Source organism: Bradyrhizobium sp. PRIMUS42, from assembly GCF_023006515.1.
Classification (GTDB): Bacteria; Pseudomonadota; Alphaproteobacteria; order Rhizobiales; family Xanthobacteraceae; genus Bradyrhizobium.
Map to the genome: position 1 here is coordinate 1 of NZ_JALBGZ010000548.1, position 4,283 is coordinate 4,283.

The following is a 4,283-nucleotide window of genomic DNA, read 5'->3' on the forward strand; positions in this document are numbered from 1 at the left end:
CCCAGCGCGATCAGGCGCGCGGCATCGCCGACGGCGTGTGCGCCGGTCGAGCAGGCCGTGACCACCGAATGGTTCGGCCCCTTCAGCCCGTGCGCGATCGAGACGTAGCCGGAGGCGAGATTGATCAGGCGGCCCGGAATGAAGAACGGCGACACCCGGCGCGGTCCGCGCTCCTTCAAGAGGATCGCTGTGTCAGCGATGCCGCTGAGGCCGCCGATGCCGGATCCGATCATGGTTCCGGTCGCGCACTTGTCCTCCTCGGTTTCGGGGTGCCAGTTGGCGTCGTCGAGCGCCTGGCCGGCCGCGGCCATGCCGAAGATGATGAAGTCGTCGACCTTGCGCTGGTCCTTCGGCTCCATCCACTTATCGGGATTGAAGGTGTCGTTGGTGCCGTCGCCGCGCACGACGGTGCAGGCGTATTTTGTCTGAAGATCGGAGACGTCGAAGCTCTCGATCCGGCGCGCGCCGCTTTCGCCGTTGAGGATGCGTTTCCAGGTCGGTTCGACGCCGCAGCCGAGCGGCGACACCATGCCGAGACCAGTGACGACAACCCGCCTCATATCCGAAAACTCCGCATCGAAAGACTCACGGCCAATAACAAGAAACCGGCTGACCGCTGGGAAGCGGCCCGTCCGGTTTCAATGTTGTCCCCGCGAAAATGAAGAGCCTTAGCTCTTCGCGTTCTTCTCGAGAAACTTCGTGGCGTCGCCGACGGTGAGAATCGTTTCCGCAGCGTCGTCCGGAATCTCGCAACCGAATTCCTCTTCGAACGCCATCACCAGTTCGACGGTGTCCAGACTGTCGGCGCCGAGGTCGTCGATGAAGCTCGCAGCGTCGACAACCTTCTCGGGCTCAACACCAAGGTGTTCGACCACGATCTTCTTAACCCGTTCGCCAATGTCACTCATTGCTTAACCTCGTGTTGTTCCCTGTAGACCCGACCCCCCGGGACGATACGAGCCGTCGTGGTCGTGTTACTTGCCTTCGCTTACGAACTTTAGATTGGCCCCATCCTAACCGATACAGGGCCCGGCGAACGACGGCCAAGGCTCCGCATCGCCAATATACAGGGTTTCAAAAACCTGCAATGGCGTTCTTTGCCCATCCGTTGAGCGTCCGGTTATCATACTTCAATTGCCTTGACTACAAGCCTCATTTCGCTCCGGAAACGGCCGTTTGCCGCATCCCGCACCGCCGATGTGGGCAGTGCGGGACGAAGCGTCAGATCATGGCCATGCCGCCATTGACATGGATGGTTTGCCCGGTGACGTACGCCGCTTCGTTCGAACTCAGGTAGACTGCGGCCGCTGCAATGTCCTCGGGGGTGCCCAGGCGGTTGGCCGGAACCTTGGTGAGAATCGTTTCGCGCTGCTTGTCGTTGAGCGCGTCGGTCATTGGCGTCTTGATGAAGCCGGGTGCAATACAGTTCGCAGTGACGCCGCGCTTGGCGTATTCGGCACCCAGCGTCTTGATCATGCCGATCAGGCCGGCTTTCGACGCCGTATAGTTGCCCTGCCCGGGATTGCCGGTGACGCCGACCACCGAGGTGATGGCGATGATGCGGCCGAAGCGCTTGCGCATCATCAATTTGGTGGCGGCGCGTGCCAGGCGGAAGGTCGCGGTCAGATTGACGTTGATGACCTCCTCCCAATCCTCGTCACGGAGTTGAACGAAGAGATTGTCGCGGGTGATGCCGGCGTTGGCGACGAGGATGTCGACCTGGCCCATCGCCGCTTCCGCAGCAGGCACCAGTGCCTCGACCTCGTCGGCCTTGGAGAGATTGCAGGGCAACACGTGAGCGCGCTCGCCGAGCCTGCCGGCAAGCTCATCCAGCACCTCCTTGCGCGTTCCTGAAATCGCGACGGTGGCGCCCTGCGCGTGCAGCGCCTGCGCAATCGCGCCGCCGATGCCGCCGGTCGCGCCGGTGACGAGCGCCTTTTTGCCAGTCAGATCGAACATCGAAAACAACTCCTCTAGGCCTGCTTCGCAGCGGCCAATGCATCCCTGGCGGCGGCAATGTCATTGGGACCGCCGACCGCGACGCCGACGGCGCCGTCCGCGATGCGCTTGACGAGACCCGTCAGCACCTTGCCGGCGCCGATCTCGAAGAAACGGGTAACGCCCTGCCCTGCCATATAGGCAACCGACTCGCGCCAGCGCACGGTGCCGGTGACCTGCTCGACCAGGCGGCGGCGGATCTCGTCGGGATCGGTGATGGCGCTCGCCAGCACGTTCGACACCAGCGGCGCGGCCGGCGCCTTGATCGTGACCTTCGACAGCGCGTCCGCCATGGCATCCGCAGCCGGCTGCATCAGTCTACAATGGAACGGGGCGGACACCGGCAGCAGCATCGCGCGCTTGGCGCCCTTGGTCTTGGCGATCTCGACGGCGCGATCCACCGCAGCCTTGTCGCCTGAGACGACCACCTGTCCGCCGCCATTGTCGTTGGCGGCTTGGCAGACCTGCCCCTGGGCCGCTTCATTGGCGACCTCCATGGCGGCCTCGTAGTCGAGACCAAGCAGCGCGGCCATCGCGCCCGCGCCGACCGGGACTGCCTTTTGCATTGCGAGACCGCGGGTGCGAAGCAGACGGGCGGTATCTGAAATCGTCAGGCTGCCGGCCGCAGCCAGCGCCGAATATTCGCCGAGCGAGTGGCCGGCGACGAAGGCCGCGTCTCGCCCCACGGAAAATCCAGCCTCGGCCTCCAGCACGCGCAGGGTGGCGACAGACACCGCCATCAGCGCCGGCTGGGCGTTTTCGGTGAGCTGGAGCGTTTCGGCCGGACCATCCCAGATGGTCGCCGTCAGCTTCTCCCCGAGCGCGGCATCGACCTCGTCGAACACCGCGCGCGCCACCGGAAAGGCATCGGCCAGGGCCTTGCCCATGCCGACCGCCTGGGAACCCTGCCCCGGAAATGTGAATGCTGCCGTCATCGGCGCTCCCCTGGATCGCTCGAGCAGTTGTCTTCGAGAACCCGGCAGCCAACTACGTCCGGCCCGAGCCTTGGTTCCCGATCATGCTCCAAAGGGGGCCGTAGACACTGTCAGGGGCCAGAATGTCAAGCCAAGATGGGAGCTTCGGCAAGCATTCAACCGGATATGCCGCTTGCTAGAATCCGCCGGCCGTCTGGTTGGCGTCGACCTCCGCCCCTGCCTGCGCGCGGCGCGCGCTATTGACCACTTGCCCCGGACGGTCATCGCGGTTCGGCTTCGCAGTTGCAAGCCGCAGCACCGCGGCGTAGCCCGGCTGCACCTCCATGCGGCCCGCGTGCCGGCTCGCGCTCAGCAGGCGATGGACCTTCGGCAGATTGTAGCAGGGCACGTAGAACAAGAGATGATGCTCGAGGTGGTAGTTCACGTAATACGGCGCGATGAACAGCCGCTCCAGAAAATTGGCGTTGGTGGTGCGGGTGTTGCGCAAGGGATCGCTGCTGTCGGGCACCACAGCGTGCTCGGCGATGTTGCGGATGCGGGTGATGACCATCATCCAGGTCAGCAGCGGCAGCAGCCATAGCAGCGGATAGGCCCACCACACGCCGGCGGCCGCAAGCGCGGCGAACATCACGGCATTGACGATGCATTGCGGACCGAGCTTGTCCCAGAAATGCGCCAGGCGCTGGCGCCACGGCCAGTCCTTCGAGCCGAGCGCGTTGAGCAGCTGCGCCTTGCGCTGCTGGTAGCCGGTCTGTCCGGTGATGTCGCGAATGAACTTGCGGCGATAGCTCAGCTTCGTGATCGGAAACGGCGCCGACAGCACGAGATCGGGATCATCCTCCTGCTGCGTGCGTGCATGATGCTGAAGGTGGTAACGCCGGTAGCTGCGCGTCTCCGCGAACAGCGGATAAGCACAGAACCACTGACTCAGCGTCAGATTGGTTTTTTCGTCGGCGGACAGGCAGCCATGGGCACCGTCATGCATCAGGATCGAAAGGCCCAGCTGGCGCGAGCCGATGATGGCAACGGCCAGGATATAGGTGATCGGATTGGGCCACCACGCGACCAAAGCGATCGCGCCCACGATCAGCGTCCAGGCGTGCGCGATCAGCGCAACGCCTTTCCAGGTCATGCGCTGGCGCACGTCGGCCAGTTGATCGTCGGTCAGGAAATCGCGGGCACGCATGCGAAGCGCCGTCATGGCCTAACCTTCCTCATCTGAAGTGGTCGACGTGCCGCGCCCCTCGACGAGACGCAGGCGCGCGGCATCGCCCGTCGATTTCGCCTGCTCGCCGAGCACGCGAAGCATCTCGGCGCAGAGCGCCTCGGGCGAGCGGCCCATCGCATAGC

General features: G+C 64.3%; 5 protein-coding genes and 1 pseudogene. All 6 read right to left on the bottom strand.

The genetic code is table 11. The annotated features are described in order from the left end of the window. Nucleotides 1–560 (bottom strand): beta-ketoacyl synthase N-terminal-like domain-containing protein (locus MOV75_RS28925; protein WP_309486974.1); only part of this gene is annotated, 560 nt, incomplete at its 3' end. Between the two features lie 108 nt (nt 561–668). Then, nucleotides 669–908: an acyl carrier protein gene (locus tag MOV75_RS28930; RefSeq protein WP_008130699.1), complete on the bottom strand. Its 240-nt coding sequence runs from the start codon at nt 906–908 to the stop codon at nt 669–671. Nucleotides 909–1,221: 313 nt separating this feature from the next. Then, a complete protein-coding gene (gene fabG, locus MOV75_RS28935; RefSeq protein ID WP_247007044.1) occupies nt 1,222–1,959 on the bottom strand; it encodes a 3-oxoacyl-[acyl-carrier-protein] reductase in 738 nt (245 codons plus the stop codon). A gap of 14 nt (nt 1,960–1,973) precedes the next feature. After that, nucleotides 1,974–2,933, bottom strand: a complete 960-nt coding sequence (gene fabD / locus MOV75_RS28940; RefSeq protein ID WP_246931298.1) for an ACP S-malonyltransferase — start codon at nt 2,931–2,933, stop codon at nt 1,974–1,976. Between the two features lie 175 nt (nt 2,934–3,108). After that, nucleotides 3,109–4,134 carry a fatty acid desaturase family protein gene (locus tag MOV75_RS28945; protein ID WP_247007045.1) on the bottom strand — a complete coding sequence of 342 codons (1,026 nt, stop codon included), beginning with the start codon at nt 4,132–4,134 and terminating at the stop codon, nt 3,109–3,111. Between the two features lie 3 nt (nt 4,135–4,137). After that, nucleotides 4,138–4,283 (bottom strand): annotated as a pseudogene (locus MOV75_RS28950) (transcriptional regulator); the annotation flags it as partial.